Source organism: Pantoea phytostimulans, assembly GCF_046118715.1.
In the GTDB taxonomy this organism is placed as follows: Bacteria; Pseudomonadota; Gammaproteobacteria; order Enterobacterales; family Enterobacteriaceae; genus Pantoea; species Pantoea phytostimulans.
Genome location: NZ_CP173698.1, coordinates 3931158 through 3958083, shown reverse-complemented (window position 1 = coordinate 3958083; position 26926 = coordinate 3931158). Strand labels below are relative to the sequence as shown.

General features: G+C 50.7%; 24 protein-coding genes and 1 rRNA gene. 8 read left to right on the top strand and 17 right to left on the bottom strand.

Features of this window, described 5'->3' with window-relative positions; translation table 11 throughout:
- Position 1: 1 nt before the first annotated feature.
- Together ACF2G4_RS18300 and gmhB are read right to left on the bottom strand one after the other, a co-directional pair.
- Positions 2 to 1543: ribosomal RNA gene (locus ACF2G4_RS18300) — 16S ribosomal RNA — on the bottom strand.
- A gap of 405 nt (positions 1544 to 1948) precedes the next feature.
- Positions 1949 to 2509 (bottom strand): D-glycero-beta-D-manno-heptose 1,7-bisphosphate 7-phosphatase, encoded by a 561-nt coding sequence (gene gmhB / locus ACF2G4_RS18295; protein ID WP_215847553.1) that lies wholly within the window; start codon positions 2507 to 2509, stop codon positions 1949 to 1951.
- A 189-nt stretch (positions 2510 to 2698) separates the two neighbouring features.
- Here gmhB and metN point away from each other — a divergent pair, with 189 nt between their 5' ends.
- The 6 genes from metN to proS all read left to right on the top strand — a co-directional run bounded on the left by metN (position 2699) and on the right by proS (position 8261).
- A complete protein-coding gene (gene metN / locus ACF2G4_RS18290) occupies positions 2699 to 3730 on the top strand; it encodes a methionine ABC transporter ATP-binding protein MetN (RefSeq protein WP_215847554.1) in 1032 nt (343 codons plus the stop codon).
- Positions 3723 to 4376: a methionine ABC transporter permease MetI gene (locus ACF2G4_RS18285; RefSeq protein ID WP_243078536.1), complete on the top strand. Its 654-nt coding sequence runs from the start codon at positions 3723 to 3725 to the stop codon at positions 4374 to 4376. The genes metN and ACF2G4_RS18285 overlap by 8 nt, the downstream gene beginning before the upstream one ends.
- A 29-nt stretch (positions 4377 to 4405) precedes the next feature.
- Positions 4406 to 5221, top strand: coding sequence for a MetQ/NlpA family lipoprotein (locus ACF2G4_RS18280; protein WP_243078537.1), 816 nt, complete (start codon positions 4406 to 4408; stop codon positions 5219 to 5221).
- A 129-nt stretch (positions 5222 to 5350) separates the two neighbouring features.
- Positions 5351 to 5749 carry an Rcs stress response system protein RcsF gene (gene rcsF, locus ACF2G4_RS18275; protein ID WP_243078538.1) on the top strand — a complete coding sequence of 133 codons (399 nt, stop codon included), beginning with the start codon at positions 5351 to 5353 and terminating at the stop codon, positions 5747 to 5749.
- Entirely contained in the window at positions 5746 to 6453 is a 708-nt protein-coding gene (gene tsaA, locus ACF2G4_RS18270) for a tRNA (N6-threonylcarbamoyladenosine(37)-N6)-methyltransferase TrmO (RefSeq protein ID WP_243078539.1), read from the top strand. The genes rcsF and tsaA overlap by 4 nt, the downstream gene beginning before the upstream one ends.
- Before the next feature lie 89 nt (positions 6454 to 6542).
- Positions 6543 to 8261: a proline--tRNA ligase gene (gene proS, locus ACF2G4_RS18265; RefSeq protein ID WP_409075266.1), complete on the top strand. Its 1719-nt coding sequence runs from the start codon at positions 6543 to 6545 to the stop codon at positions 8259 to 8261.
- Positions 8262 to 8299: 38 nt separating this feature from the next.
- Here the strand turns inward: proS and arfB are convergent, their stop codons facing one another.
- Positions 8300 to 8710, bottom strand: a complete 411-nt coding sequence (gene arfB, locus ACF2G4_RS18260; protein ID WP_409075265.1) for an alternative ribosome rescue aminoacyl-tRNA hydrolase ArfB — start codon at positions 8708 to 8710, stop codon at positions 8300 to 8302.
- A gap of 217 nt (positions 8711 to 8927) precedes the next feature.
- Here arfB and ACF2G4_RS18255 point away from each other — a divergent pair, with 217 nt between their 5' ends.
- Entirely contained in the window at positions 8928 to 9137 is a 210-nt protein-coding gene (locus ACF2G4_RS18255; RefSeq protein ID WP_215847557.1) for a YaeP family protein, read from the top strand.
- Positions 9115 to 9375 (top strand): Rho-binding antiterminator, encoded by a 261-nt coding sequence (gene rof, locus ACF2G4_RS18250; protein ID WP_215847558.1) that lies wholly within the window; start codon positions 9115 to 9117, stop codon positions 9373 to 9375. Before ACF2G4_RS18255 ends, rof begins: the two co-directional genes overlap by 23 nt.
- A gap of 39 nt (positions 9376 to 9414) precedes the next feature.
- Here the strand turns inward: rof and ACF2G4_RS18245 are convergent, their stop codons facing one another.
- The 14 genes from ACF2G4_RS18245 to rseP all read right to left on the bottom strand — a co-directional run bounded on the left by ACF2G4_RS18245 (position 9415) and on the right by rseP (position 26919).
- Positions 9415 to 9723, bottom strand: a complete 309-nt coding sequence (locus ACF2G4_RS18245) for a cytochrome c (protein WP_215848332.1) — start codon at positions 9721 to 9723, stop codon at positions 9415 to 9417.
- A gap of 18 nt (positions 9724 to 9741) precedes the next feature.
- Complete coding sequence (gene tilS, locus ACF2G4_RS18240; RefSeq protein WP_409075264.1) at positions 9742 to 11040, bottom strand: tRNA lysidine(34) synthetase TilS; 1299 nt, start codon at positions 11038 to 11040, stop codon at positions 9742 to 9744.
- A 53-nt stretch (positions 11041 to 11093) separates the two neighbouring features.
- Positions 11094 to 11483 carry a VOC family protein gene (locus ACF2G4_RS18235; protein WP_215847560.1) on the bottom strand — a complete coding sequence of 130 codons (390 nt, stop codon included), beginning with the start codon at positions 11481 to 11483 and terminating at the stop codon, positions 11094 to 11096.
- A gap of 74 nt (positions 11484 to 11557) precedes the next feature.
- Positions 11558 to 13702: a lysine decarboxylase LdcC gene (locus ACF2G4_RS18230; protein WP_332625514.1), complete on the bottom strand. Its 2145-nt coding sequence runs from the start codon at positions 13700 to 13702 to the stop codon at positions 11558 to 11560.
- A 121-nt stretch (positions 13703 to 13823) separates the two neighbouring features.
- A complete protein-coding gene (accA, locus tag ACF2G4_RS18225; protein ID WP_409075263.1) occupies positions 13824 to 14780 on the bottom strand; it encodes an acetyl-CoA carboxylase carboxyl transferase subunit alpha in 957 nt (318 codons plus the stop codon).
- 12 nt (positions 14781 to 14792) lie between these two features.
- Positions 14793 to 18275: a DNA polymerase III subunit alpha gene (dnaE, locus tag ACF2G4_RS18220; RefSeq protein WP_409075262.1), complete on the bottom strand. Its 3483-nt coding sequence runs from the start codon at positions 18273 to 18275 to the stop codon at positions 14793 to 14795.
- Between the two features lie 31 nt (positions 18276 to 18306).
- Positions 18307 to 18933, bottom strand: a complete 627-nt coding sequence (gene rnhB, locus ACF2G4_RS18215) for a ribonuclease HII (protein ID WP_243078544.1) — start codon at positions 18931 to 18933, stop codon at positions 18307 to 18309.
- A complete protein-coding gene (lpxB, locus tag ACF2G4_RS18210) occupies positions 18926 to 20074 on the bottom strand; it encodes a lipid-A-disaccharide synthase (protein WP_409075261.1) in 1149 nt (382 codons plus the stop codon). Before lpxB ends, rnhB begins: the two co-directional genes overlap by 8 nt.
- Positions 20075 to 20077: 3 nt before the next feature.
- The gene (lpxA, locus tag ACF2G4_RS18205; protein ID WP_215847563.1) at positions 20078 to 20866 is read right to left on the bottom strand and encodes an acyl-ACP--UDP-N-acetylglucosamine O-acyltransferase; all 789 of its coding nucleotides are present in this window, start codon (positions 20864 to 20866) and stop codon (positions 20078 to 20080) included.
- A 3-nt stretch (positions 20867 to 20869) separates the two neighbouring features.
- Complete coding sequence (fabZ, locus tag ACF2G4_RS18200) at positions 20870 to 21325, bottom strand: 3-hydroxyacyl-ACP dehydratase FabZ (RefSeq protein ID WP_031375286.1); 456 nt, start codon at positions 21323 to 21325, stop codon at positions 20870 to 20872.
- A 151-nt stretch (positions 21326 to 21476) separates the two neighbouring features.
- A complete protein-coding gene (lpxD, locus tag ACF2G4_RS18195) occupies positions 21477 to 22499 on the bottom strand; it encodes a UDP-3-O-(3-hydroxymyristoyl)glucosamine N-acyltransferase (protein WP_409075260.1) in 1023 nt (340 codons plus the stop codon).
- A gap of 3 nt (positions 22500 to 22502) precedes the next feature.
- A complete protein-coding gene (skp, locus tag ACF2G4_RS18190; protein WP_215847565.1) occupies positions 22503 to 23000 on the bottom strand; it encodes a molecular chaperone Skp in 498 nt (165 codons plus the stop codon).
- A gap of 112 nt (positions 23001 to 23112) precedes the next feature.
- Complete coding sequence (gene bamA, locus ACF2G4_RS18185; protein ID WP_215847566.1) at positions 23113 to 25518, bottom strand: outer membrane protein assembly factor BamA; 2406 nt, start codon at positions 25516 to 25518, stop codon at positions 23113 to 23115.
- Between the two features lie 51 nt (positions 25519 to 25569).
- Positions 25570 to 26919: a sigma E protease regulator RseP gene (gene rseP / locus ACF2G4_RS18180; RefSeq protein ID WP_215847567.1), complete on the bottom strand. Its 1350-nt coding sequence runs from the start codon at positions 26917 to 26919 to the stop codon at positions 25570 to 25572.
- Positions 26920 to 26926: the final 7 nt, after the last annotated feature.

Below are 26926 nucleotides of genomic sequence, written 5' to 3'. Positions count from 1 at the left end.
GTAAGGAGGTGATCCAACCGCAGGTTCCCCTACGGTTACCTTGTTACGACTTCACCCCAGTCATGAATCACAAAGTGGTAAGCGCCCTCCCGAAGGTTAAGCTACCTACTTCTTTTGCAACCCACTCCCATGGTGTGACGGGCGGTGTGTACAAGGCCCGGGAACGTATTCACCGTGGCATTCTGATCCACGATTACTAGCGATTCCGACTTCACGGAGTCGAGTTGCAGACTCCGATCCGGACTACGACGCACTTTGTGAGGTCCGCTTGCTCTCGCGAGGTCGCTTCTCTTTGTATGCGCCATTGTAGCACGTGTGTAGCCCTACTCGTAAGGGCCATGATGACTTGACGTCATCCCCACCTTCCTCCGGTTTATCACCGGCAGTCTCCTTTGAGTTCCCGACCGAATCGCTGGCAACAAAGGATAAGGGTTGCGCTCGTTGCGGGACTTAACCCAACATTTCACAACACGAGCTGACGACAGCCATGCAGCACCTGTCTCAGAGTTCCCGAAGGCACCAAAGCATCTCTGCTAAGTTCTCTGGATGTCAAGAGTAGGTAAGGTTCTTCGCGTTGCATCGAATTAAACCACATGCTCCACCGCTTGTGCGGGCCCCCGTCAATTCATTTGAGTTTTAACCTTGCGGCCGTACTCCCCAGGCGGTCGACTTAACGCGTTAGCTCCGGAAGCCACGCCTCAAGGGCACAACCTCCAAGTCGACATCGTTTACGGCGTGGACTACCAGGGTATCTAATCCTGTTTGCTCCCCACGCTTTCGCACCTGAGCGTCAGTCTTCGTCCAGGGGGCCGCCTTCGCCACCGGTATTCCTCCAGATCTCTACGCATTTCACCGCTACACCTGGAATTCTACCCCCCTCTACGAGACTCAAGCCTGCCAGTTTCAAATGCAGTTCCCGGGTTGAGCCCGGGGATTTCACATCTGACTTAACAGACCGCCTGCGTGCGCTTTACGCCCAGTAATTCCGATTAACGCTTGCACCCTCCGTATTACCGCGGCTGCTGGCACGGAGTTAGCCGGTGCTTCTTCTGCGGGTAACGTCAATCGACGCGGTTATTAACCGCATCGCCTTCCTCCCCGCTGAAAGTACTTTACAACCCGAAGGCCTTCTTCATACACGCGGCATGGCTGCATCAGGCTTGCGCCCATTGTGCAATATTCCCCACTGCTGCCTCCCGTAGGAGTCTGGACCGTGTCTCAGTTCCAGTGTGGCTGGTCATCCTCTCAGACCAGCTAGGGATCGTCGCCTAGGTGGGCCATTACCCCGCCTACTAGCTAATCCCATCTGGGCACATCCGATGGTGTGAGGCCCGAAGGTCCCCCACTTTGGTCTTGCGACGTTATGCGGTATTAGCTACCGTTTCCAGTAGTTATCCCCCTCCATCGGGCAGTTTCCCAGACATTACTCACCCGTCCGCCACTCGTCACCCAGAGAGCAAGCTCTCCTGTGCTACCGTCCGACTTGCATGTGTTAGGCCTGCCGCCAGCGTTCAATCTGAGCCATGATCAAACTCTTCAATTTAAGTTTGATTTGCTTAAACAAGTTAAGCGGTGCTCATCTGTAAAACGTCATAATGAATTTCATTATGTGTTCACTCGTGAGGCTTGATATTTTTTACGTCCGGAGACGCTGATATCCATCCTGCGAGTGCCCACACAGATTGTCTGATAAATTGTTAAAGAGCAGTGCGAACAGCGGCTTGGCCGGTCTGTCGCGAGGTGGCGTATATTACGCTTCTCTCCTTCAGAGTCAACCCCTTTTTCAGAAGTTTTCTCCGGCGACGCAGTTTCCTGTGTCTCCTGAACCGCCATCCCGTTGCCGGTTTGCCGTGTCAGTGGAGGCGCATTATAGGGAACCATTCTGAGAGCGCAAGTGCGAATTCAAACTTTTTTGCTGTTCGCCTGAATTTTAATCACAACGCCTATTTTAAGCGCTTTTAATCCGCTCAGCGAGGTCTGCAAGGCTATTAATTACCCAATCCGCTGCCGCTTCACCTTCAGCTGTTACGGGTTTACCAGTGCGGACCAATACTTTTGTTCCAACACCAGCAGCTTGTCCTGCAAGCATATCCTCAACTTTGTCACCGACTATATAAGAAGAAGCCATATCGATATCCAGTTCTTCCTGGGCGGAGAGCAGCATTCCGGGTTGCGGCTTACGACAGTCACATTGTTGACGATAAGCTTCAACTGACCCTTCAGGATGATGCGGACAGAAATAGATACCATCCAAGTCAACATCACGATCTGCCAGCGACCAATCCATCCACTCGGTTAGCGTCATAAACTGGTCTTCAGTAAACATACCGCGCGCTATGCCTGACTGGTTTGTTACGACTACAAGGGCAAAGCCCATTTTCTTCAATTCTTGCAGCGCCTCGATGGTGCCATCAATGAACTGGAAATTATCGATTTCATGGACGTAGCCATGATCAACATTTAGGGTGCCATCGCGATCAAGAAAAATGGCTGGGACTTTATTCGCCACGTAGAAACTCCTGCTATAAAAATTACCGTTCAGTATCGCATGATTGCAATAAAAGGGAGAACGGCAGATTGAATGACTTTGATTGATTTAGACGTCTGGATGCCTTAACATCCATTGGGCTCTCTTATGGCTAAGCTTATAGAAAGCCTCCCACACCACGGACAACGTAATACGATAATAAATAACGCAATGATAAAACTCGAAAATATAACCAAAGTGTTCCAGCAAGGTACGCGTAAGATTCAGGCGTTATCTGACGTCAGTCTTCATGTCCCTGCGGGTCAGATATATGGTGTCATCGGTTCTTCCGGTGCCGGTAAAAGTACATTAATTCGTTGCGTAAACCTGTTGGAGCGCCCTACTTCTGGTCGCGTGCTGGTTGATGGTGCTGATTTAACTGCATTGAATGAACGCCAACTGACTCAAGCCCGTCGCCAGATAGGCATGATCTTCCAGCATTTTAATCTGATGAATTCACGCACCGTGGCGGGCAATGTCTCGCTTCCGCTGGAATTAGGTAATCTGTCGCGTAGCCAGATCAACCAACGTGTTACCGAATTGCTGGACTTAGTGGGATTGTCTGACAAGCACGATGCCTGGCCAGCTAACCTTTCTGGGGGCCAAAAGCAGCGGGTTGCCATTGCTCGTGCGTTGGCCAGTAATCCAAAAGTCTTGCTGTGTGACGAAGCCACCAGCGCACTTGATCCCGCAACCACGCGTTCCATTCTTGAGTTACTAAAAGATATTAATCGTCGCCTGGGCCTGACCATTCTCTTAATTACCCATGAAATGGATGTTGTGAAACGCATCTGTGATCAGGTTGCCGTTATTAGTCACGGCGAATTAATCGAGAAAGACAGCGTCAGCGAAGTGTTCTCACACCCTAAAACGCCGTTAGCGCAACAATTTATTCAGTCCACACTGCATCTGGATATTCCTGACGACTATCAGCAACGCATGTCATCGGAAGCGAAAACCGATAGCGTACCGCTGTTGCGCCTGGAATTTACCGGTAAATCAGTGGATGCCCCACTGTTGTCAGAGGCCGCTCGTCGCTTCAATGTTAATAACAACATTATTAGCGCGCAGATGGATTACGCCGGTGGCGTTAAGTTCGGCATCATGCTGGCTGAAATGCACGGTACAGAAAGTGACACCAAAACAGCCATCGCCTGGCTGCAAGAGAACCATGTAAAAGTTGAGGTATTAGGTTATGTCTGACGCGATGATGTGGTTACTGGCGCGTGGCGTATGGGAAACGCTAATGATGACCTTTGTCTCGGGCTTTTTTGGTTTTGTGCTGGGCTTGCCGGTCGGCGTATTGCTGTATGTGACACGCCCCGGACAAATTCTTGAAAACCAAGGTTTGTATCGCGTGCTCTCAGCGGTAGTGAATATCTTCCGCTCCATTCCTTTCATTATCTTATTGGTGTGGATGATTCCCTTCACCCGCGTCATTGTAGGTACTTCGATTGGTTTACAAGCCGCTATTGTGCCATTGACGGTTGGGGCCGCACCTTTTATTGCACGTATGGTGGAAAACGCCCTACTGGAACTACCCACTGGATTGATTGAAGCGTCCCGCGCCATGGGCGCAACGCCAATGCAGATTGTGCGTAAGGTGTTGCTGCCTGAAGCGCTGCCAGGTTTGGTGAACGCCGCGACAATAACGTTGATTACCTTAGTCGGTTATTCAGCCATGGGCGGTGCAGTCGGTGCAGGCGGATTAGGTCAGATTGGTTATCAGTACGGTTATATCGGATACAACGCTACCGTGATGAATACAGTATTGGTATTACTGGTGGTTCTGGTGTATCTCATTCAATTCTGTGGCGACCGCATCGTGCGTGCTGTGTCCCATAAGTAAGCAAGCAATATCAATATTAAGGAAAGGATATGTCTTTCAAGTTTAAAAACATTGCCGCTGTGGGTGCACTAATTGGCGCGATTGCGCTGGCTGGATGCGATCAGAAAGAAAAAGATCCAAACCACATTAAAGTGGGTGTGATTGTCGGTGCTGAACAGCAGGTTGCTGAAGTGGCTCAGAAAGTCGCTAAAGAGAAATATGGCCTCGATGTCGAGCTGGTGACGTTCAACGATTATGTTTTACCAAACGAAGCGCTGAGCAAAGGTGACATTGATGCCAACGCTTTCCAGCATAAGCCCTATCTGGATCAGCAAATCAAAGATCGTGGTTACAAGCTGGTATCGGTAGGCAATACCTTTGTTTACCCAATCGCCGGCTATTCGAAAAAAATCAAATCACTGGACGAATTGCAGGATGGCGCACAAATCGCCATTCCTAACGATCCGACCAATCTGGGACGTACCTTGCTGCTGCTGCAGAAAGTGGGCCTGATCAAATTGAAAGATGGCGTTGGCTTGCTGCCGACTTCACTGGATATCACTGAAAACCCGAAAAAATTAAAAATTGTTGAGCTGGAAGCGCCGCAGCTGCCACGTTCACTGGACGATGCCCAGATTGCATTGGCAGTGATCAACACCACTTACGCTAGCCAGATTGGCCTGACGCCAGCGAAAGACGGTATCTTTGTTGAAGATAAAGATTCACCTTACGTCAATATGATTGTGGCGCGTGAAGACAATAAAGACGCAGAGAACGTGAAAAAGTTTGTTCAGGCTTATCAGTCTGACGAAGTGAATGACGCGGCTAATAAAGTCTTTAACGGTGGCGCAGTAAAAGGCTGGTAATTCTGCCTTGCTCCTTCCCTCAGGGCGGCGCTATGCCGCCCTTTCTTTTGCTTAGCGCCTCGCTCGACTTGTTATTTATTCTGGTCCTTGTTTCAATAACGCCACTTTTTACAACATGAGGATGTTGCTATGCGTTTTTTACCGCTCTGCTTGTTAGCATTGATGCTGACTGGGTGTGTTCGGGAATATCACCCCATAAGCAGCGCACCTTCTCGCCCGCAGGCATCCAGCGAGCCGACACGTAAGCCTGCGTCGCGTCCTGCGCCGGTCAAAGTTTATACCGATGCTACCGATCTGGTCAGCAAACCGTTCCGCGATTTAGGTGAAGTGTCCGGCGATGATTGCCAGACCAGCACGCAAGATTCACCCCCCAATATCGCGACGGCACGCAAACGCTTACAAGTAAAAGCGTCTCAGATGAAAGCCAACGCCGTTTTACTGCACAAATGCGAAATTGTCAGCAGCACGCCAGGTTGTTATCGCCAGGCTATTTGCCAAGGCTCGGCGCTGAAAGTCAGTAATCAATGAGTGAATTCGCCTTTGCGCAAATTGGTGTAATCCGTTCACCGTGGAAAGAGAAATTCGCCGTGCCGCGCCAGCCAGGTCTGGTTCAGGATGGCGGCGGCGAGCTCCATCTTTTGCCCCCTTACAATCAGCCTGAGGCCGTACGTGGACTGGAAGATTTCAGTCACCTTTGGGTGCTGTTTGTGTTTCATCAAACGATGGAAGGTGGATGGCGGCCCACGGTGCGACCACCGCGCCTCGGCGGTAATGCACGCGTAGGTGTTTTTGCTACGCGTTCAACGTTTCGACCTAACCCAATTGGCATGTCGCTGGTTGAGTTAAAAGGTATTCGCTGCGCGAAGCAGCAGGTCATTCTGGATCTGGGTAGTCTGGATTTAGTTGATGGCACGCCAGTGGTGGATATCAAACCTTACCTGCCTTTTGCTGAAGCCTTACCGAATGCGCGTGCTGGCTTTGCTCAGGCTGCACCTGAAGCGGATATGCCAGTGCGTTTTTCTCTGCTGGCACAACAACAGCTTTTGCAGCAGCAAGTGAGCTATCCCCAACTCGCGCGATTTATCAGCGACGTTTTGGCGCAGGATCCCCGCCCCGCTTACCGCAAAGGCGAAGCGCTGGAGCGGGAATATGCTGCCTGGTTGCTGGATTTTAATGTGCGCTGGCGTATTGATGAAGCCGGCACTGAAGTCGTTGCTATCGACCCACGTTAAAACCCGCTTTTGAGCCAGAGATCTCGCTGGTACACTAGCCGCCAGCAAAATTCTGTCTGTGACTTTCCGATCAACTGGAATCGTAACCAATGCGTACTACTCAATATCTGCTCTCTACTCAGAAAGAGACGCCATCCGACGCTGAAGTGATCAGCCATCAGCTGATGCTACGCGCCGGAATGATCCGCAAACTGGCCTCGGGCTTGTATACCTGGTTGCCGACCGGTGTGCGTGTGCTGAAAAAAGTCGAAAACATCGTGCGTGAAGAGATGAACAACGCGGGCGCGATTGAGATTTCAATGCCGGTCGTTCAGCCTGCCGATCTGTGGCAAGAGAGCGGCCGCTGGGAACAGTATGGCCCAGAGCTGCTGCGCGTTGCGGATCGCCATGAGCGTCCCTTCGTGCTGGGTCCAACGCATGAAGAAGTGGTCACTGACCTGATTCGTAACGAGCTCAGCTCCTACAAACAGCTACCACTTAACCTGTATCAGATTCAAACCAAATTCCGTGACGAAGTCCGTCCGCGTTTTGGTGTGATGCGTTCACGCGAATTCATTATGAAAGATGCGTACTCATTCCACATTTCGCAGGAATCTCTGCAAGAAACGTATGATGCGATGTATCGCGCCTACAGCCAAAGCTTTAGCCGCATGGGACTCGATTTCCGCGCCGTACAGGCAGATACCGGCTCAATCGGCGGCAGCGCATCACATGAATTCCAGGTGCTGGCACAGAGCGGCGAAGATGATGTGATCTTCTCCACTGATTCCGATTACGCCGCTAACATTGAGTTCGCAGAAGCGGTGGCTCCAGCGGGTGAACGCGCTATGCCAACGCAGGAACTGAGCCAGATCGATACGCCGAATGCGAAAACCATCGCGGATCTGGTTAATCAATTCCAGCTGCCCATTGAGAAAACCGTCAAGACGCTGATCGTCAAAGGTGCCGAAGAAAGCGGTCATGCGCTGGTTGCGCTGCTGGTCCGTGGCGATCATGCGTTGAACGAAATCAAAGCTGAGAAATCAGACATGGTTGCCTCACCGCTGGTTTTCGCCACTGAAGAAGAGATTCGTGCAGCCGTGGGCGCAGGTCCAGGCTCGCTTGGCCCAATTAACCTAAATATGCCGATTATCGCCGATCGTACGGTCGCGAAGATGAGTGATTTTAGTGCAGGTGCCAACGTTGATGATAAACATTACATTGGCATTAACTGGGAGCGCGATCTGCCCGCACCACATGTTGCGGATATTCGTAATGTAGTAGAAGGCGATCTGAGTCCAGATGGCAAAGGCACGCTGCAGATCAAACGCGGCATCGAAGTGGGACACATCTTCCAGCTAGGTACCAAATATTCTGAAGCGATGAAAGCCGCGGTTCAGGGTGAAGATGGCCGTAACCAAGTGTTGACCATGGGTTGTTACGGTATCGGTATTACGCGCGTAGTGGCGGCGGCTATTGAGCAAAACCATGATGAACGCGGCATTACCTGGCCTGCGGCCTTGGCTCCGTTCGAAGTGGCCATTCTGCCAATGAACATGCAGAAATCTTTCCGAGTGAAAGAAGTGGCAGAAGAGCTCTATAACCAACTGCGCGCCAAAGGCATCGATGTGATTCTTGACGATCGCAAAGAGCGTCCTGGCGTAATGTTTGCTGATATGGAACTGATTGGCGTACCGCATACTATCGTTATTGGCGATCGTAACCTCGATAACCAAGAGATTGAGTACAAAGCGCGCCGCGACAGTGAAAAACAGATGATTAAGCAGGACGATATTGTCGATTTCCTGCTGAAAGCGCTGAATAAGTAGCATCTTCACGTTCAAACGCCCCGGTTATGGGGCGTTTTTTATTGCACTTTTCCACGCAACGCTTTGGTATTTGCACGCCGTATTTTGCCTTCCAGACGCCGTACTTTTGATGCACGCGTAGGTCGCGTTGCGCGTCGCGTTTTCTCAACCGTAGTAAGTTCAGCAATCAAATTAACTAAACGCTGTAAAGCAGCTTCACGGTTCATCTCCTGACTGCGATATTCCTGAGCCTTAATCACTACCACGCCTTCGCCAGTAATCAAATGGTGATTAGCGGCCAGCAACCGTTCTTTGTAAAACGGCGGCAGGGACGATGAAGCGATATCAAAGCGCAGATGAATCGCCGTGCTGGCTTTATTCACATGCTGCCCACCCGCGCCTTGTGCACGGATCGCCGTCAGTTCGATTTCGTTATCGGGGAGCTCAATATTGCGCGACAGCATAATCATCTGTCACCTTCCAGAGCGAAATCGCTGCTTAAATGCTTTAACTGATTCATCAACTTAACCTTTTGTGCGGGTATTAATCTGGTGTCAAACAGCGGAATCTGTCACTTTAGCAGTGAATCGCGTGTCGATCCTGCTTTAGCCGGGCTGATTTCCTGTAAATGCCTGTGTTATAGTCGCCTATCATCCAGAGTATTTACGCTCTGCTGAGGAGGGGCTTGTGCAAAAATATTGTGAATTAGTTCGCCAAAAATATGCCGAAATCGGCAGTGGGGATTTAGGCTATGTCCCGGATGCAATTGGCTGCGCTTTAAAGGCGCTTGATGATATTGCCGCGAATTCTGCGCTAAACTCTTCTGTCAGGGAACAGGCGGCATACGCCGCTGCAAACTTATTGGTGAGCGACTATGTTGATGAACGAAGCTTATAAACCCATCAATTGCGATGACTACGATAATCTGGAACTCGCCTGCCAAAAGAATTGGATGCTGTCGCTGGAATTGAAGGATGGCGAGCAGCTCAAGGCAAAAGCTAATGTTATCGTGTCCCGTAAAAACGTGGAGTATCTGGAGATTGACCTTTCTGGTGAAACGCGTGAATTGCGTCTCGATCACATCGCCAGTTTCAGCCACCCCGAACTGGGAAAGGTTGTCGTCAGCGAAGAGTAACGCAATCCTCATGGGCGGGATTCTATCCCGCCTCCTTCGTTACGGTTTCAAAGAGTTATAATAGGCCGCAATATCCGCCATATCTTCATCACTTAATCCCGCCACAAACGCTTTCATTACTTCCGCTTGCCCACCGCTGCGCTCACCTTTTTTATAAGCCTGTAAAGCATGATTAAGATAAGCGCTATTTTGCCCGGCAAGATTAGGATAGAGCGGTACCGCCGTTTTTCCTTCCGCACCATGACACGCCATGCAACTCGCGGCTTTTTGTGCGCCTGCATTCACATCACCCTCGGCAAAAGCCGGCACTGCCGTTACCACCAATAAGGCGGCAATAAAGTTTTTCATCATTGCTCTCCAGCACTATTATTGTTTGTGCCAGATCGCTTGCCAGCCGTGCGCATCCACGGTCGCGCCTTCCCGGGTAACAAACAAACCGGGCGCGCAGACAAGCGTCTGATTATAAAAAATTAAAGGAATGCGTTCGCGCTGCCATGGCGGAACATTTAATTCCTGCCAAAGCTTTTTCATTTCTCGACCACCCGCGCGATTAACCAGATGCAAATAGCCTTGTGCCTGAAAACGGACAAAGACGTGCTCATCAGCCTTTGGCTGCCGTAATACATTTTCCGAGTGATCAGCCTGCAGCGAGCCTAAATTAGGCGGAAGCGTCAGTGAGTCGTTGAGATCGGGCCAGCACAATTCACTGTTACGCAAAGATTCCTGTAACGGCAGCCAGTAAAGTTGCTGGCGAAAGCGGCGTATTTCAAAATGGCCTAGCTGCAAACGCGGCTGAGCATCTTCCCGGCTCAACATCACTTCCCGATGAATACGCTTTAGCGCGTCACGGGAAGGCATCTTGCCGCCCTGCCCGGCAATCCAGCGGCGAAGCAGCGCATTAACACGCACATCGCTGAAATTCAGGAGTTCGGTGAACGTCAGGCTACCGTCGGCCTGAACCAGCGACTTTAATTGCTCAGACAATAACTCATCCAGCAGCTGTTCTTGTTCACCACATAACGCGGCGCTGCGCGCTGTCGCTTCGGCAAAATGGGGCCAACGCGTTAATAATTCAGGTAATAAACGCTGACGTAAAAAATTACGGTCATAACGTACATCCTGATTACTTTCATCCTCTATCCAGATGAGTTGATGCTTGTGAGCATAATCTTCCAGCACCTGACGGGAGATATCCAGCAGAGGACGCAGCAGGCGATGATTTCCCAACTGCATTGCTTTTGGCATTGCTGCTAAGCCTGCCGGGCCGCTACCGCGTTTCAACGCGAGCAGTAAAGTTTCACACTGATCGTCAAGATGCTGCGCGGTTACCAATATTTCATCTGGCTTTAACGCGCCACTCAACGCCTGATAACGTGCCTGACGAGCTGCCGCTTCAATGCCTTGCTCGCGGCTATCAACGTTTACCCGCAATACCTCACAGCTCAGCTGCCACTGCTGGCAAATCGCTACGCAATGCGCAGCCCAAGCGTCAGCATTTGGGCTGAGCCCATGATGAACGTGTAAGGCACGTAAACGAATTTGAGGATGATGTTGCTGCCATGCCAGCATATGATGCAACAGCACAGTTGAATCCAGGCCACCGCTGAAAGCCACGACAAGCGCAGCGTCAGAATTCAACAAATGATCAAGATGTGGCAAAGACATGGCGCAATCCAAAGATTCGGGCCGCCGAATGCGGCCCGTTGAAGCGCGCTATTTTACGCCTGATACAGCTCCAGCGGCAAACCATCTGGATCAGCAAAGAAGGTGCATTGCTTACCGGTAAGATCATCAATGCGAATCGGCTCGCAAGTTACCCCTTTTTCTGCCAGCGCCTGAACCGCGATTTCAACGTCTGCCACGGTAAAAGCGAGATGACGTAAGCCGCAGGCTTCGGGATGACTAACCCGAGCAGGTGGCGTAGGGAAAGAAAACAGCTCAATGGTGTACTGGCCATTAAGCGCTAAATCCCCTTTCCATGAATCGCGCGCTTCCCGATAGTATTCGCCTAACAGGCTAAACCCGAGCACGTCGCAATAAAAGGCTTTACTGCGCTGGTAATCGGACGCAATGATAGCGATATGATGGATTTGAGTTAACTGCAGCATGCTGGCTCCTTGAGTTCGATAATTCATTACCTTACGGCCGAGACTCTACGCTGACAATGCGTAATCTTCTGAACTCATTCACTTTTCAGCACCCGCACGCGATATTCACCCTCTTCAGTCAGTGTTGCGCCATGAATATCGGTCTCGAAACCGGGATAATGACGGCCAATGCTGCAAAGCATTAACAGAAAATCGAGCACGGCACGGCTCGCCTCAGTGATCATTTCACCTGGCATGACCAGCGGAACACCTGGCGGATAAGGCAAAATCATATTGGCCGAGACACGCCCAACCAGTTCACTGATATCCACCGTTTCGATATTGCCTTTAACCTGTTGTTGAAAAGCCTGGTGCGGCGTCATTTTCATCTCTGGCAAGACATCAAAAGCTTTCAGCATCAGGCGCGGCAGATCATGTTGACGGATCATCTGATGGATCCCTTGCGCCAGCGTCTGAATGCGCATGTTGCGATAGAAATCAGGATCTTCTGCATACAGATCCGGCAGCATATTTTTGACCCGCAAATTCAGATCGTAAGCGCGTTTAAACTCAGTTAAGCCCCGCAGCACACTCATCGCTTTAGTTTTATCGATGCCGATACTGAACAAAAACAGCAAATTGTACGGCCCGGTTTTTTCCACCACGATACCGCGCTCATCAAGGAATTTGGCTACCAGCGCAGCCGGAATACCGTCATCTGCCATCACGCCCAGTTCGCTCATGCCTGGCGTGAGGATGGTGACTTTGATCGGATCCAGATACATATGATCGCGATCGGCCTGCGTAAAACCGTGCCACTCCTCTTCACCCGGCTGGATCGGCCAGCACTGCGCTTCATCGACGTGCTCAGGCTGCCAGATATCAAAAAACCAGCTGTCAGACTCTTCTCGCAAACGCTGAATCTCACGACGGAAATGCAGCGCACGCTCGACTGAACGGTTAATTAAACGCTTGCCGGGATTACCGCGCAGCATTGCCGCTGCCGTTTCGATTGAGGAAACAATTGCATAGTTCGGCGATGTGGTGGTGTGCATCATGTAGGCTTCGTTAAACGTCTGCTCGTCGTAATCGCCTTTAATATGGATCATTGATGCCTGCGAAAATGCTGCCAGCAGCTTATGCGTCGACTGCGTTTCGTATACCACTTTTCCCGGCGTGCGCTCGCCGCTCATGCCGCTTTTACCCTCATAAATAGGATGGAAATTAGTGTAAGGCACCCAGGCTGAATCAAAATGAATCGACGGAACTTCCAGCGTCTGTTTGATGTATTGCGTGTTGTACAGCAAGCCGTCATAGGTGGAGTTAGTGATGACTGCATGCACCGGCCAGGTCGCGCGGGGTGTTGCCGCAACCTTTGCTTCGATGTTCGGGCGAGTAAATTCACGTTTAGGAATACCGCCAAGAATGCCGAGTGCATTTCGTGTCGGCTTCAACCAAATCGGCACCAGATCGCTCATCATCAGCAGATGCGTGAGGGATTTATGGCAATTACGGTCAATCAACACCGTGCTGCCTGCGGGTGCTGCATACATCCCCACTATTTTGTTCGACGTTGAGGTGCCATTGGTCACCATGTAGCTCTGTTCCGCCCCGAAGGTTCGCGCAATATACTCTTCCGCTTCAAGATGCGGCCCGGTGTGATCGAGCAGCGATCCCAACTCGGTAACGGAAATTGAAATATCAGACTTCAGCGTATTCGCACCAAAGAAATCGTAAAACAAGCAGCCAACCGGGCTTTTTTGAAACGCGGTACCCGCCATGTGGCCCGGCGTACAGAAGGTGTACTTGCCTTCTTTTACATAGGTAAACAGTGCTTTCGTCAGCGGCGGAGTAATGTGATCCAGATAGTCGTCAGTGTATTGACGGATATGCAGCGCAATATCTTCAGCAGCATTGAGCGCGTATTCAAAAAAATGCAGAGGCATACGCATTTCATTGATGCTGATGTCCATTTGCGAATGGGTGTTGATGAAAGCATACAGCGGCAGATATTCGTTCAGCTGATTGATTTCGCCACATAACTCCATGCTGTTATGCGCATCCCAGTCAAAAATCACGCCACTGATACGGGGATTGTGTTCGATCAGCTTGAGCAAATCGACGGCGTTTTTGGGATAGATGAGTTGGAACCCCTGCTGACTTAAAGCAGCATCCAGTTCGCGCAACGGTTCATCTTTATAGAACACACCGTGCCCGCCCATGATTGCCAGAATATTCAATGCGCACCTCCTAAGTTGTTGTGGCATTGGCTAAGCATAGCGAATTGCAGGGCCGCTCTCAGTCAGAATTAAGGCATAAAAAAAGCGGACCGAGGTCCGCTTAGTTTTTTATCATGCAAAATCAGGCGTAGCCGTAGCTCATCAGACGCTGATAACGACGATCCAGCAACTCTTCAGTCGTGAATCCATCGAGATCGGCCAAGTCAGCCAGCAGTTGCTGTTTCAGCGAGATCGCCATATCCACTGGGCGACGATGCGCGCCACCCAACGGTTCTGGGATCACAGAGTCAATCAGCTTCAGCTCTTTCAAACGTTCGGCAGTGATGCCCATCGCTTCCGCAGCCAGTGGCGCTTTGTCTGCGCTCTTCCACAGAATTGACGCACAACCTTCCGGTGAAATCACCGAATAGGTGCTGTATTGCAGCATATTCACTTTGTCGCCAACGCCGATCGCTAACGCACCACCTGAACCGCCTTCACCAATCACGGTACAAATGACCGGCACTTTTAGGCCAGACATTTCACGCAGGTTACGAGCAATCGCTTCAGACTGGCCGCGCTCTTCTGCACCTACACCCGGATAAGCCCCCGGCGTATCAATGAAGGTAATGATTGGCATTTTGAAGCGCTCAGCCATTTCCATCAAACGCAGTGCCTTACGATAGCCTTCAGGTGCAGGCATACCGAAGTTGCGACGAATTTTCTCTTTGGTTTCGCGACCTTTCTGGTGGCCGATGATCATCACCGGACGTCCTTCAAGACGAGCAATACCGCCGACAATTGCTTTGTCATCAGCATAAGCACGGTCGCCAGCTAACTCATCAAAATCGTCAAACGCGTTGCGCACGTAGTCAAAGGTATAAGGACGCAAAGGATGGCGCGCCAGTTGAGCGATCTGCCATGCGCCTAAGTCGGCGAAGATTTTACGCGTCAGCTCAACGCTTTTTTCGCGCAAACGCTGAACTTCTTCATCCAGATTTACGTGTTTATCATCCTGACGACCAATCGATGTCAGCGAATCAATCTTCGCTTCCAGTTCTGCGATTGGTTGTTCAAAATCCAGGTAATTAAGACTCATAATGTTCCTGTTTTAGTCAAACTCCAGTTCTACCTGCTCCGATCCGATCAACGACCGCAGATCATTAAGTAAACGATCGCTGGGCGAAATTCGCCACGCTGCACCAAAGCGCAGCTTGGCACGCGCGTCGGCTCTCTGATAGTAGAGATGCACCGGAATGGTCCCTGATCGATGAGGTTCCAGGGACTGGCGGAGTCGGTTTAATAGCTGGTCATCAATTTGCCTGTCCGTCAGCGAGATAGCAAGACCACGCGCATATTTTTCGCGTGCTTCGTCAATGTCCATGATTTCGCGGGCGGTCATTTTAAGGCCTCCACTGAAGTCATCAAAGCTGACCTGTCCGCTGACGATCAGGATACGGTCTTTCTCCAGCAACTGCTGGTATTTATCTAACGCATCGGTAAATAACATGACTTCCAGACGACCGGAACGATCGTCCAAAGTACAAATACCAATTCGGTTGCCGCGCTTAGTCACCATTACACGCGCGGCAATCACCAGACCGGCCGCGACAGTAATTTTACCACGATCGGTGGGATGCATATCTTTAAGACGTACACCGCCGACATAGCGCTCAATTTCTTTCAAATACTGGTTGATGGGATGACCGGTAAGATACAGTCCCAACGTTTCACGTTCACCATCCAGTTGGACTTGTTCAGGCCACGGTGTGACGCTCGCGTAAGACTTTTCAACCTGCTCCGGCTCTTCCGCCAATACACCAAACATATCTGCCTGGCCAATCGCTTCGGCTTTGGCATGTTGATCGGCAGCTTTTAGCGCATCGCTGAGCGAACTCATCAGCGCGGCGCGGTGCGGGCCAAGGCGATCAAACGCACCGGACATGATCAATTTTTCCATCACGCGACGGTTGATTTTTTTCGTGTCAGTGCGCGCACAGAGATCGAACAGCTCGCGGAAATAGCCACCTTCGTTACGCGCATCAATGATCGCTTCGATTGGGCCTTCGCCGACGCCTTTGATCGCGCCAATACCGTAAACGATCTCTCCTTCTGGATTAACATGGAACTGATACAAGCCAGAGTTAATATCTGGCGGCAAGACCTTCAGTCCCATGCGCCAGCATTCATCCACCAGCCCAACCACTTTCTCTGTGTTATCCATATCGGCAGTCATTACCGCTGCCATGAATTCGGCTGGATAGTGCGCTTTTAGCCACAGCGTTTGATAGGAAACCAATGCATAAGCAGCGGAGTGCGATTTGTTAAAGCCGTAGCCAGCAAACTTTTCGACCAGGTCGAAGATTTTCATCGACAGCTCGCCGTCGACGCCCATCCGCTCCGCGCCATCTTTAAAGACAGAACGCTGCTTGGCCATCTCTTCCGGTTTCTTTTTACCCATCGCGCGACGCAGCATATCTGCACCGCCAAGGGTATAACCGGAAAGTTCTTGGGCGATCTGCATCACCTGTTCTTGATACAGGATGATGCCATAAGTCGGTTCCAGCACTGGCTTCAGCGTGTCGTGCTGCCACTGAATATCTGGATAGGAAATCGCTTCGCGACCATGTTTACGGTCGATAAAGTTATCCACCATGCCCGATTGCAGCGGCCCAGGACGGAACAGCGCCACCAATGCGATCATGTCTTCAAAACAGTCAGGCTTAAGGCGTTTGATCAAATCTTTCATGCCGCGCGATTCAAGCTGGAAAACCGCTGTGGTCTCCGCGCGCTGCAGCATATCGAAACTTTTTTTGTCTTCTAACGGAATCGCCGCAATATCGATGGGCGGCTCGCCCTGCTTCTCGCGTCGGGCGTTGATCATTTCCAGCGCCCAGTTAATGATGGTTAACGTACGCAGGCCAAGGAAGTCGAACTTCACCAAGCCAGCATATTCAACATCATTTTTATCAAACTGAGTCAGTGGATTCTGGCCGTTCTCATCGCAATAAAGCGGTGCAAAATCGGTGATTTTAGTGGGTGCGATAACAACACCACCGGCGTGTTTACCGGCATTTCGCGTCACGCCTTCCAGCTTGCGCGCCATGTCAATCAGCGCCCGGACTTCTTCATCCGCCTCGTAAATTTCTGGCAACTGCGGTTCAGCAGCAAATGCTTTTTCCAGCGTCATGCCAGGATCAGGTGGAATGAGTTTAGAAATGCGATCAACGAAACCGTATGGATGGCCCAATACACGCCCTACATCACGAATAACCGCTTTTGCCGCCATGGTACCGAAGGTGATGATTTGCGATACCGCTTCGCGGCCATACATATCGGCAACGTGCTCAATAACCTGATCGCGCTTCTCCATACAGAAGTCGACGTCGAAGTCTGGCATCGATACACGTTCCGGATTGAGGAAGCGTTCGAATAGCAGATCAAACTCCAGCGGATCGAGATCGGTAATTTTTAGTGCATACGCCACCAAAGAGCCAGCACCAGAACCACGACCCGGCCCGACGGGCACGCCGTTATCTTTCGACCACTGGATAAATTCCATTACGATCAGGAAGTAGCCGGGGAAGCCCATCTGGTTGATTACGTTAAGCTCTATTTCCAGGCGTTCATCATATTCTGGGCGTTTCTCAACGCGAACGGCTTCGTCTGGGAACAAGAATTCGAGACGCTCTTCTAACCCTTCACGCGACTTCATTACCAGGAAATCTTCGGTGGTCATTTCGCCGGTCGGAAATTGTGGCAAGAAGTATTCGCCCAACCGCACCGTAACGTTACAACGCTTAGCAATCTCTACGCTGTTTTCCAGCGCTTCAGGAATGTCCGAGAACAGCTCGCACATCTCCTCTTCGCTACGCATGTATTGCTGAGGACTGTATTTGCGTGGACGTTTAGGATCATCCAGCGTGTAACCATCGTGAATAGCAACGCGGATTTCGTGTGCGTCAAAATCTTCTTCATTAATGAAGCAAACTTCGTTGGTCGCTACGACTGGAATGCCTTCGGCGATGGCTAGCTCAACGGCTGCATGCAGATAGCTTTCTTCATCCTGACGTCCGGTGCGTGTAAGCTCAAGATAATAGCGATCGGCAAAATGCTGTTGATAAAAATTCAGGCATTGCGAAACCAGACCGGTATTACCACGTAACAGGCAGCGGCCCACATCACCACAGCGTCCCCCTGAAAGCAGAATTAAGCCTTCCTGTAACTCAACCAACCAGTCACGGTCAATGACTGGGCCGGCAATGCCATAACCACGCTGGTAGGCACGCGAAATGAGTAAAGTAAGATTTTGATAACCGACATTGTTGCTGGCTAACACTGTCAACTGCGTTAATTCATCGCCCATCAGTTCGCTGGCAACGCTAAAGTCAGCACCGATTACGGGCTTTATCCCTGCGCCATGCGCGCTGCCATAGAACTTCACTAACCCGCACAGGTTGGTATAGTCGGTAATCGCAATAGCAGGCATACCCAAAGCAGCCGCTTTCTTGATCAATGGCCCGGTTTTCGCCAAGCCATCGACCATCGAATAGTCGCTGTGGACACGCAAATGTATAAAACGAGGTTCAGCCATATCAGTTTCCGATTAAAACAGTGTCAGGCTATTAAAGCGTGGTTGTCTGGCACGTAGCCAGTACTTCGGCGTCGATAAGGACATTACGCACCGGCGCAAAGCTGCGGCGATGGTGCGGTGTCGCACCGTACTGCGTCAGTTTTTCCATATGCAGCGCAGTTGGATAGCCTTTATGCTGAGCAAATCCATATTGCGGAAACAGCAGATCTAACTCGGCCATTTCACGATCGCGCGTCACTTTAGCAATAATGGATGCGGCGCTAATTTCTGCCACCAAGCTGTCGCCTTTTATTACTGCTTGCGAAGGCATGGGTAACGCCGGGCAGCGATTTCCATCGATCAAGACATAATCGGGCATTATCGACAACCCCGCTACTGCGCGTTGCATCGCGAGCATGGTGGCGTGCAGAATGTTGATTTGATCGATCTCTTCTGGTTCAGCGCGGCCTAAACTCCATGACAACGCCTTCTCTTTGATTTCGTCATACAACGCCAGCCGACGTTTCTCGGATAACTTTTTCGAGTCAGCTAAACCCACGATCGGCTTCGCCGGATCGAGAATCACCGCAGCGGTAACTACCGCACCAACCAATGGTCCACGCCCGACTTCGTCTACACCCGCGATAAGGCTAGCAATAGGATAGATAAAATCAGACATCAGCGATCTCCAGTACCGCATCCGCCGCTTGCTCATCGGCATTCCAGCGGATCTGTTGGTGTAATTCATGGAAATTGTTCAGCAACTCGTCGCGCTCAACACCGGGGTGCAGCAACGGCTCTAAAGCCGCCGCCAACGCTTCAGGCTGACATTCATCTTGCAGCAACTCTTTAACGAGTTCACGTCCGGCCAATAAATTGGGCAACGATACATACGGCGTTTTTACCAGCCGTTTCGCCAACCAGAAAGTGAAAGGCTTCATGCGATAGCCAACAACCATGGGGCATTTTGCCAGCATACATTCCAGTGCGGCAGTTCCCGATGCCAGCAATGCGGCATCGCTCGCAATCATTGCTTCACGCCCTTTGCCATCCAGCAGATGCATAGGCAATTCTGGGGCAACTTCGGCTTTTATCCGCTCAAATTGTTCACGGCGCTTTGCGTTGACCAGCGGTACAACAATTTCCAACGCAGGATATTGCACACGCAGCAGTTGGGCTGTTCTTAGAAAATCGCCGCTTAACATCTCGACTTCTGCCCCACGACTACCAGGCAATAGCGCGAGACAGAGCGCATCATCAGCAATACCCAGGTAGCGGCGAGCAGCAAGCTTATCTGGCTGTAATGGCATAGCATCAGCCATGGTATGGCCAATGAAACGGCAAGGTACATCAAAGCGATCATAAAAAGCTTTTTCAAACGGTAAAAATGCCAACACCAGATTGGTGTTGCGACCGATTTTGAATACACGTTTTTGCCGCCATGCCCACACCGATGGGCTGACGTAATGAATAGTGCGGATCCCCGCTCGCTTCAATCGTCCTTCAAGCGTGATATTGAAATCCGGTGCATCAATACCGACGAACACATCCGGTTTAAGATCGATAAATCGTTGGGTTAAATCGCGGCGGATTTTTAGCAGGCGCGGTAAGCGACCCAGCACTTCCACAATTCCCATCACCGCCAACTCTTCCATTTCGTACCAGGTTTCGCAGCCTTCCGCTTGCATCAACGGACCCGCTACACCAACGAAATGGGCATTAGGATGACGCGCTTTAAGCGCACGAATCAGGCCTGCGCCAAGAATATCGCCGGAGGTTTCTCCGGCGATTATGGCTATCGTTAAAGGACGCGATGACATGAATTAGCGAATTAATCCACGGGTTGAGCGGGCAAAGAAGTCATAGAATGGCTGCACTTCGCTGTGCTGCTTAGCGATTTCTTCAATTTCCGGCTTCACTTCATCCAGCGTTCTTCCGCTACGATAAAGCAATTTATATGCATTGCGTATCGCGTGCAGTGACTCTTTACTGAAGCCACGGCGTTTCAGACCTTCAATATTGATACCAAACGGTGTCGCGTGGTTGCCCTGCGCGATCACGTAAGGGGGCACGTCTTGTGCCACGCCTGAACAACCGCCAACCATCACATGTGCACCGATAGTGCACCACTGATGCACGGCCGTCATGCCACCAATAATGGCAAAATCATCCACGGTTACATGACCGCCAAGGGTTGCATTATTAGCAAAAATGCAACGATTGCCGACTACGCAATCATGCGCAATATGCGCATTAACCATCAGCAGGTTGTCGCTACCCAGTGTCGTGACGTGACCCCCCTGGATGGTGCCACGATGAATGGTGACGCTTTCGCGAATACGGTTGCGATCGCCAATCTCAACGCGAGTCGGCTCACCGGCGTACTTCAGATCTTGATTTACTTCACCAATCGAGGCGAACTGATAGATCTGGTTATCTTTACCAATGCGCGTATGGCCGTTAACGACCACGTGCGATTTAAGTACCGTTCCTTCACCAATCTCCACATTTGCCCCAATAAAGCAGAACGGGCCGATGTGAACATTGGGACCAATAATGGCCCCATCTTCAATGACAGAACTGGGATGGATGTTGGCGGTTGGATCAATCACGAATTATGCCTCCCGGCTGCGGGCACACATCATGGTTGCTTCACAAACGATTTTACCGTCGACGGTCGCCACGCCTTTGAAGCGAGTCAGGCCACGGCGGGTTTTTTCGAAAGTGACTTCCATGATCATTTGATCGCCCGGTACGACTGGACGTTTAAAACGCGCATCATCGATACCGGCGAAGTAATACAGCTCGCCCGGCTCCAGTTTGCCGACGCTTTTAAACGCCAGAATACCGGTAGCCTGCGCCATCGCTTCAAGGATCAGAACGCCAGGAAAAATCGGTTTACCAGGGAAATGGCCCTGGAAAAACGGTTCATTTACGGAAACGTTCTTCACTGCACGCAGGTATTTGTGCTCTTCAAATTCCAGCACACGGTCAACCAGCAAAAACGGATAGCGGTGCGGCAGCAGCTCTAAAATCTCTTCAATTTTCAGAGTATGAGTTTCAGTAGTCAAAATACTCTTCCTGTCCTAAAAATCTGATGACATCAATAACACGGCCTGCACAGATCAACATGATCTTCCGCAGGCCGCAAATAGGTTCCGTGGCGCCTGGCTTCCTGCTTAACACTTTTATTATGAAAGCCGGGCAGGTTTGGGATGCCGCTTAGTCTTTACCGACTTTGCGTTCGATGGCTTTTAAGCGTTTGCTTATTTCATCGATGTTCATCACCAGCGCTGCAGTTTTACGCCAGGTTTTGTTAGGTTGTAGCGGAATGCCTGAGGAGTATACACCAGGCTCTGTAATAGGACGCATCACCATGCCCATACCGGTCACGGTCACCTTGTCACAGATTTCCATATGGCCGTTAATGACGCTGGCACCGCCAATCATACAGTAACGACCAATTTTCAAACTACCCGCCATGATCACACCACCTGCAACAGCGGTATTGTCACCAATAACCACGTTGTGGGCGATCTGACATTGGTTGTCTATGATAACACCATTGCCGATTAGAGTGTTATCCAAGGCGCCGCGATCAATGGTGGTACAAGCCCCAATTTCGACGCGATCGCCGATAATTACCGCACCCAGCTGTGGGATTTTCACCCAATTGCCGCGATCGTTAGCGTAACCAAAACCATCGGAACCAATTACTGTGCCTGACTGAATCAGACAATCCTGACCAATTTGAATCTCATGATAGATAGAAACGTTGGCCCATAAACGCGTACCGCTGCCGATGCGTGTTTTTTTACCCACAAAACAGCCTGCGCCGATAACAACGTTATCACCCAGTTCAACATCTGACTCGATCACCGCATTAGCACCAACTGAAACGTTGTTGCCTAATTTTGCACTGGGATCGATGACGGCGCTGGGAGCGAGGTTTTGGGCTGGCTGGGGTGTAGTATCAAGCAGCTGCGCCATACGCGCATAGGTCAGGTAAGGATTTTTCACCACCAACGCTGCCGTGTTGCACCACTCCAGATCCGCTTCCGTCAGCACCACGGCTGAGGCCTTAATCAGGGCGAGTTGCTCGCGGTAACGGCTGTTTGCAAGAAAAGTGATTTGGCCAGTTGTGGCGGATTGCATAGAAGCAATGCCGGAGATGACGATATCGCCATCTCCGTGCAATTCTGCATCCAACTGCTGGGCTAAATCAGCCAGTCGAATAGATGACATCGATTATTTAACCTGTTTCAGCACGTCTGCAGTAATGTCTTTCGCGTTTGAAGCGTAAGCCACAGCATTAGCGTCGATGACTACGTCGTAACCATCGTCATCAGCAACTTTCTTCACTGCGTCCTGAATACGGCTCAGCAGTTTGTTACGCTCTTCCGTCTGACGACGGCGATTGTCTTGCTCAAAAGCCTGCGCTTTGGTTGAGAAAGTCTCACGCTGTGACATGACGTCTTTTTCCATGCGGCTACGTTCGCTGGCCTTCATGGTAGAACCGTCACGCTGCAGGCGCTGCATTTTAGTCTGCAGATCGCGCTCCTGGCTTTGCAACTCGGTTGCACGGCCTTTGAACTCATTTTCCAGCTGTTTAGCAACAGTCGCACGTTGCGGTAACTGTTGGAAAATGCTGGACACGTTTACCACTGCAATTTTGTCAGCAGCCTGAACACCAGCGGAAACCGCTAAAGCAAGACCCAGACCGGCGGCACACAACAACTTTTTCACTATAAACTCCTTACCATCAACGTTTGTGTCAGCGACACAGTGTTTGCCCCGGAACAGCTGTTAGCAGCTGCCCGGCGGCAATACTCTAGCTTATGCATCCATGCTCAGAACATTACCAGGTTTTACCAATGTTAAACTGGAATTGCTCTGATTTGTCTCCCTCGTATTTCTTGATCGGCTGGGCGTAAGAGAACACCAGCGGACCCAACGGTGACATCCATTGCAAAGCGATACCGCTTGATACACGAATGTTACTTGGATCGCTGTAGTCCGGCACGTCAGCAGCGCGTGTATCGTCAGTATTTTCCCACTTGGTATCCCATGCGGTACCGGCATCAACAAACAGTGAAGTACGCACTGAGTTAGAGTATTTCTCACTCAGGAACGGCGTCGGTGTAATCAGCTCAAGGCTGGCGATCGCCATTGCGTTACCACCTACAGCATCATCTGAGTTACAGATTCTGTTCGTGCCAGAACAAGTAGACGAGTTATCATTCAAATACGCGGCCTTAGGACCAATCGTATTCGACTGGAAACCACGCACAGTACTTGAACCACCCGCATAGAAGTTCTCATAGAATGGCAATTCTTTGCCACTCAAGCCGTCACCGTAGCCTACACGACCACGACCTAACAGCACCCAAGTACGATCTTGGTTGATCGGCATGTACTGTTGGCTGTCCAGCGTCACTTTATAGAAACTGTTATCAGAACCTGGAATAGTGACTTTACCATTCAGGTTAGTGCGGTTACCTGCGGTTGGGAAGAAGCCGCGGTCCAGCGTGTTGTACGTCCAACCATAGTTAAAGGTGAAGTCATCCGCAGAGAAATCACCTTCATCGTTAAGCTGTTGTGGTTTACCAACCGAGTCGAGATAACGCCACATAGCAACTTGTGGTTGCATGTTAGACAGGTCGTTGTGTACATAACCTAATCCCACGCGCAGCGTGTTGTTCTCGTTAATCGGGAAGCCTAGCGTACCGTCTAAACCGTAACTTTTGTTGGTGTAGTCGGAGAGATCAGCATCGTCAGCTTTAAAGTCGTTATAGAACAGACGACCGCCTAAGCTCACCCCATCAACCGTGAAATAAGGATCGGTAAGCGAGAACTCGGCATAGGTCTGGTAATCGTTTTTGGTACCGCTGATACCGACGGTATTACCGGTGCCAAGCCAGTTGTCCTGCGTGACGCCAACCTGGAAGCTGACGCCGCTTTCCGTACCGTAACCCACACCAAAGTTGAAGGTACCGGTGTTACGCTCTTTAACTTTATAAACCACGTCGACCTGATCAGGAGAACCCGGCACGCGCTGCGTATCGACATCAACTGTCTCAAAATAGCCGGTGCGGTTCAGACGCTCTTTACCCTGATCGACCAAATCGCTGCCTAGCCATGCACCTTCCATCTGACGCATTTCACGGCGCAATACGGAGTCTTTCGACGTGTCGTTCCCTTCAAAGCGAACATTGCGCACGTAGTAGCGGTTGCCAGCATCGACATTAATATGCAGTTTTACTGTTTTATCAGCATCGTTAATTTCCGGCTGTGTAACAACGCGCGGATAGGCATAACCATAACGGCCCAGCAGCTTTTTGATATCATCTTCCATCTGCGTCACTTTGGTGCCGTTATACAGCTCGCCCGCAGGGATTTTGGTCAGATGTTCGATTTCTGCCGAGTGGCCCGCCATGCTGCCATTCACAATCACGCCAGCAATCTTGTACTGATCGCCTTCGTTGATGTTCACCGTGATGTAAATGCCTTTTTTATCTGGCGTCAGGCTCACTTGCGTTGAGTCGATGTTAAAGCGTGCGTAACCGCGATCAAGGTAGAAGCTGCGCAGGGTTTCAAGATCGCCCGCCAGTTTCTGTTTCTGATATTTGCGATCGCCTACCACGTTCCACCACGGCACTTCGTCGCGCAGCTGGAAACGTGAAATGAGTTCATCGGAACTGAACGCTTTGTTACCAACGATGTTTATCTGCTGAATTTTTGCAGAAACACCTTCAGTAAACACCAGCTTCAAGTCGACACGGTTGCGTGGCAACGGCGTAACGACCGCTTTTACGCTGGCGGTGTATTTACCGACGCTGTAGTAAAAGTCTTCAAGACCTTTCTCGATTGAAGAGAGCATGGTGCGGTCCAGCGCTTCGCCGACACGAACACCTGATGCTTCAAGATTCTGTTTGAGCTGATCCTCTTTAACCGCTTTGTTACCGGTGAAGGTAATGCTGGCAATGGTAGGACGTTCTTTGACCTGGACAATCAGCGTATTACCGTCTCGCAGGACCTGAACATCCTCAAAGTTGCCAGTAGCGAACAGCGAGCGAATCGTATTTCTGACGTCGTCGTCAGACACCGTATCGCCAACCCGTACCGGCATGCTCAGCAGAGCCGCGCCGACGGCGACTCGCTGCAGCCCTTCGAAATGAATATCCTTCACCACGAAACCGTCTGCACCGTAAACGGTGGCGCTGCTAAACAGCAGCGACGCTATGAGCAACTTTTTCATCGCCATCGTTATTATGCGTTTTCCTAACACATCCCTCGTCTGTCCGCTATCCAGCTATTACAGACGTGAGAAATCATTGAAAAGTGCAAGCCCCATTAACAACACCAGCAAGATTGAGCCAATGCGATAACTAAAGTCCTGAACTCGTTCGGACACCGGTCCACCTTTGATCTTTTCGATCGCCAGAAAGAGCAAGTGCCCACCATCTAAAACCGGGAGAGGGAACAGGTTGATGATGCCAAGGTTGACGCTAATCAACGCTAAGAACATCAGGTAGTAAATCATCCCGTACTCTGCTGACAATCCTGCACCTTGCGCGATAGAAATCGGCCCGCTCAGATTGTTTAACTTCACATCACCGGTTATTAACTTGCCCAGCATGGAAACAGTTAGCTTCATCAGTTGCCAGGTTTTTACACTGGCCTCACCAACAGCTGCGAACGCGCCATACTGTCGTACCGTTTTATATTCTTCCGGCAGCGGAATGATACGTGGGATAACACCCGCAAATCCTTCCGTTTTCGCTCCCGGCTTCGCTTCAGGTGTCATGGCTAACTGCACCGATTCACCATTACGAACAACCTCAAGTGCCATGCTTTTGCCAGGATTATCTCTCACCTGTGTGACAAAAACCTGCCACTGCGATAATGGCTGACCATCGACTTTAACGATCCTGTCACCAGCTTGCAAACCAGCTTCACTGGCTGGGGAGTTCGCCTGCACTTCTGCCAACGTAGTTTCAAGCTGCGGTCCACGTGGTCGAATACCCAATGCCACAATCGGATCTTGCTTATCAGGCTCAAAATGCCAGTTACGCAGATCAAGCTGTTTCTGCTGAGTTGCCTGTTCACCAAAACGCGCCACCGTTAACGTGGTTGCGCTGTCGCCGATTTTTCCTACCAGCTCCATACGCACAGCATCCCAATCAGGCGTTTCGATACCGTCAACGGCCTTAAGTTCCATACCCGGCGCAATTTGCGCTTCAGCAGCGACCGATCCGTTTAATATTTCACCAATTACTGGGCGCACACCGGGTACGCCGTGAATAAACACAACCCAGTAAGCCAGGATGGCGAAGATGAAGTTTGCGACAGGACCTGCCGCAATAATTGAGGCGCGCTGCCATATAGCTTTGTTATTAAAAGCCTGATGGCGCAGCTCCGCAGGAACGCTCTCGACGCGCTCGTCGAGCATTTTGACGTAACCGCCAAGGGGAATAAGCGCAATAACAAATTCGGTGCCGTGACGATCCTGACGTCGCCACAGTGTTTTACCGAAGCCAACAGAGAAACGTTCCACGTGCACACCGCAACGGCGCGCTACCCAAAAATGGCCAAATTCGTGCACGGTAATCAATACGCCAAGTGCAACGATAAAGGCGACGAAACTCCAGAGTATGCTCAACATCTTTGCC

What these genes read in the sequence shown, in the direction of transcription:
- metN (WP_215847554.1), top strand. Translation starts at nt 2,699, where the DNA reads ATGATAAAACTCGAAAATATAACCAAAGTGTTCCAGCAAGGTACGCGT.
- ACF2G4_RS18285 (WP_243078536.1), top strand. Translation starts at nt 3,723, where the DNA reads ATGTCTGACGCGATGATGTGGTTACTGGCGCGTGGCGTATGGGAAACG.
- ACF2G4_RS18280 (WP_243078537.1), top strand. Translation starts at nt 4,406, where the DNA reads ATGTCTTTCAAGTTTAAAAACATTGCCGCTGTGGGTGCACTAATTGGC.
- rcsF (WP_243078538.1), top strand. Translation starts at nt 5,351, where the DNA reads ATGCGTTTTTTACCGCTCTGCTTGTTAGCATTGATGCTGACTGGGTGT.
- tsaA (WP_243078539.1), top strand. Translation starts at nt 5,746, where the DNA reads ATGAGTGAATTCGCCTTTGCGCAAATTGGTGTAATCCGTTCACCGTGG.
- proS (WP_409075266.1), top strand. Translation starts at nt 6,543, where the DNA reads ATGCGTACTACTCAATATCTGCTCTCTACTCAGAAAGAGACGCCATCC.
- arfB (WP_409075265.1), bottom strand. Translation starts at nt 8,710, where the DNA reads ATGATTATGCTGTCGCGCAATATTGAGCTCCCCGATAACGAAATCGAA.
- rof (WP_215847558.1), top strand. Translation starts at nt 9,115, where the DNA reads ATGTTGATGAACGAAGCTTATAAACCCATCAATTGCGATGACTACGAT.
- ACF2G4_RS18245 (WP_215848332.1), bottom strand. Translation starts at nt 9,723, where the DNA reads ATGAAAAACTTTATTGCCGCCTTATTGGTGGTAACGGCAGTGCCGGCT.
- tilS (WP_409075264.1), bottom strand. Translation starts at nt 11,040, where the DNA reads ATGTCTTTGCCACATCTTGATCATTTGTTGAATTCTGACGCTGCGCTT.
- ACF2G4_RS18235 (WP_215847560.1), bottom strand. Translation starts at nt 11,483, where the DNA reads ATGCTGCAGTTAACTCAAATCCATCATATCGCTATCATTGCGTCCGAT.
- accA (WP_409075263.1), bottom strand. Translation starts at nt 14,780, where the DNA reads ATGAGTCTTAATTACCTGGATTTTGAACAACCAATCGCAGAACTGGAA.
- dnaE (WP_409075262.1), bottom strand. Translation starts at nt 18,275, where the DNA reads ATGGCTGAACCTCGTTTTATACATTTGCGTGTCCACAGCGACTATTCG.
- rnhB (WP_243078544.1), bottom strand. Translation starts at nt 18,933, where the DNA reads ATGTCTGATTTTATCTATCCTATTGCTAGCCTTATCGCGGGTGTAGAC.
- lpxB (WP_409075261.1), bottom strand. Translation starts at nt 20,074, where the DNA reads ATGTCATCGCGTCCTTTAACGATAGCCATAATCGCCGGAGAAACCTCC.
- lpxD (WP_409075260.1), bottom strand. Translation starts at nt 22,499, where the DNA reads ATGTCATCTATTCGACTGGCTGATTTAGCCCAGCAGTTGGATGCAGAA.
- bamA (WP_215847566.1), bottom strand. Translation starts at nt 25,518, where the DNA reads ATGGCGATGAAAAAGTTGCTCATAGCGTCGCTGCTGTTTAGCAGCGCC.
- rseP (WP_215847567.1), bottom strand. Translation starts at nt 26,919, where the DNA reads ATGTTGAGCATACTCTGGAGTTTCGTCGCCTTTATCGTTGCACTTGGC.